Annotated in this window: 2 protein-coding genes; both read left to right on the forward strand. The window is 45.4% G+C overall.

Features of this window, described 5'->3' with window-relative positions; translation table 11 throughout:
- The first annotated feature begins 228 nt into the window (after positions 1 to 228).
- Positions 229 to 1,755, forward strand: coding sequence for an IS21 family transposase (gene istA / locus ACTJKG_RS27720; RefSeq protein WP_440741035.1), 1,527 nt, complete (start codon positions 229 to 231; stop codon positions 1,753 to 1,755).
- 22 nt (positions 1,756 to 1,777) lie between these two features.
- Positions 1,778 to 2,524 (forward strand): IS21-like element helper ATPase IstB, encoded by a 747-nt coding sequence (istB, locus tag ACTJKG_RS27725; RefSeq protein WP_440741036.1) that lies wholly within the window; start codon positions 1,778 to 1,780, stop codon positions 2,522 to 2,524.
- Positions 2,525 to 2,662 lie beyond the last annotated feature (138 nt).

A 2,662-nucleotide genomic window follows, 5' to 3' on the forward strand; every position in this document is an offset into this window, starting at 1 on the left:
TGGATAAAACACATGAAAATGACCCTATCCGGCCAGATCAAAAAGGCCCCCTTCGCCAGTTGAAAGTGACCACGTTCGCCAAAGCAAAGTGACCCCTCTTCGCCACGTGAAAGTGACCCCTCAAAAGAGAATAAAGTAATGTACCGATAGGTTTTTGCGGACAAGGTTTTTGTTTAGCTTTTTAGATAAACAAAAACCAGCGAATACATGTCCAATAAACCGATCAAGATGAACAAACTACGACAGATCATCCGCCTGTATTGTCAGGGCACAGGGATCAAAACGATCCAGGGGATGATAGGAACCTCCCGTAACACGATTAAAAAGTATGTACGTGTATGGCATACTCTGGGCCTCACTCATGAAGAGTTCGGTGCCAGAAGTGACAGTGAACTCGCTTTATTGTTTATGACCACAGAATCCAAGACTGCAAACAGTCCACGTATGCAGATATTGCAAGGCCTGCTTCCCGAGATAAGCAAGCGGCTCAAAAAGAAGGGTGTAACCCGTGAAATGCTATATGCTGAGTATATAGCAAAGCATCCTGACGGCTACGGCCGTTCCCGGTTTAATAATGCAATTCATATTTATTCTCAGCTCTCAAGGCCGGTGATGCATGTAGATCATAAAGCCGGAGATAAGATGTATATAGATTTCACGGGAAGTAAGCTACAACTTACCACATCTCAGGAAGACACGATGCATAATGTAGAGGTGTTTGTTGCCATCTTGGGATGCAGTCAGCTTACGTATGTGGAAGCAGTAGAAAGCCAGAGAAAGGAAGATCTGATCAAAGCATGTGAGAATGCATTACACTATTTCGGCGGGGTTCCTGGTGCCATTGTCCCTGACAACCTTCGATCTGCGGTAACCAGGGGAAGTAAGTACGAAGCCATTCTGAATGATGAGTTTGCATCCTTTGCGGAGCATTACTCAGTTACGGTTGTTCCTGCACGTGTTTATAAGCCCCGTGACAAGTCTTTAGTGGAAGGAGCTGTTAAGTTGATCTACCGCAGCATATACACCCGGCTGGAAGGCCGGAGATTCAGCGATCTGGAATCGCTGAACTCTGCTATACGCCCCGCTTTAGAGATCCATAACAACAAGCCCTTTTCCGGGCGGACCTACTCTCGCAGAGAGCAGTTTGAAGAGATTGAACGCGAAGCATTGGGTCCGCTTAACCCAATACGTTATGAGGTTAATAAACAAGTCATGGTCACGGTAATGAAGAACGGTTACGTTCGTTTAGGAGAAGATATTCATTACTACAGTGTACCTTACAGCTATATCGGCAAGAAAGTAAAGGTCTTATATACCTCCATTGCGGTAAAAATATATTATCAATATACCCTGATCGCTTCTCATCGCCGTATCCGTATCAAATACCGTTATACCACAGATGAGAACCATCTAGCCTCACAGCATCGTTTCCTTACTGAATGGTCACCTGAAAAGTTTATCCAGCAAGCAGAGGCTATTCATGAAGATGTAGCCCGCTATATAACCAAGGTGCTCGAACACAAAGTTTACCCGGAGCAGGCCTACAAATCATGCTCTGGTATCCTAAGCTTCGCCCGTCGGGTTGGTGCCGGAAGACTGGCTGATGCTTGTCGCTGGGCCGATAACCTGGGTCAGTACAACTATCCCGTCATCGAAGAGATCCTCAAAAAACGCCTGGATCAGCTTCAACATGAAGATGAACCATCGACAATTCCCGCACATAACAACATCAGAGGAAAAGAATACTTTCAATAATAACCCATAAAACATAGAACGAATGAATAATGAAACATTAGACAAGATGCGTCAGCTTCGCCTTTACGGCATGTATGATGCCTTTAAAACCAATCTGGAGACTTCAGTAAAAGAATCGCTTACAGCCGACCAATTCATCGCCTTACTGGTCGCCAGCGAATGGGATGACAGGCGTAACCGATACGTAGAAAGGGCCATCAGAGTAGCAGGCTTTAGGTATAAGGCCTCGCTTGAACAGATCGACTATGCTATCGACCGGGGCCTGGAAAAGAATCAGGTCCACAGACTTGCCGCCCTGGACTTTGTTAAGGAACGTAAGGACCTGTTCATCACAGGCTCCACAGGGACCGGCAAAAGCTATCTGGCAACAGCGCTCGGTTACCAGGCTTGTCAAAATGGTTACAAGGTATTGTATGTCAATACAGCCAAGCTTATGGGCCAGTTGAAACTGGCCAAAGCAAAGGGTACCATTCTGGCAGAACTGAAAAGAATAGAACGGGTGGACCTGCTGATCCTGGACGACTTCGGCTTACAACCTTTTGATGCGCAAAGCCGGGCCTCTCTATTGGATATCATAGAAGATCGGCACCAGAAGCGATCTACAGTAGTCACTTCGCAAATACCGGTGAAGGAATGGTATGATATTATTGGCGAGAAAACCATCGCTGATGCTATCCTTGACCGCATTGTTCATCACTCATTAAGAGTCGAACTCTACGGCGAATCACTAAGGAGAAGAAACTCTAAAACAGAAAATGTATTTTTGTAAAAATAATAGTTGTTAAACCGGACAAAAACATCCGCTCCCAGGAGCCTATCTGTACAACAACTTTACTCTCTTTCAAACCCTAACTCAGAGGGGTCACTTTAGATTGGCGAAGAGGGGTCAATATCATTGGTATATCCA

It is taken from the genome of Mucilaginibacter sp. 22184 (assembly GCF_052045695.1).
In the GTDB taxonomy this organism is placed as follows: Bacteria; Bacteroidota; Bacteroidia; order Sphingobacteriales; family Sphingobacteriaceae; genus Mucilaginibacter.

Bases quoted from the DNA above. Each gene is read 5' to 3' on its own strand.
- istB (WP_440741036.1), top strand. From the start codon at position 1,778: ATGAATAATGAAACATTAGACAAGATGCGTCAGCTTCGCCTTTACGGC.
- istA (WP_440741035.1), top strand. From the start codon at position 229: ATGAACAAACTACGACAGATCATCCGCCTGTATTGTCAGGGCACAGGG.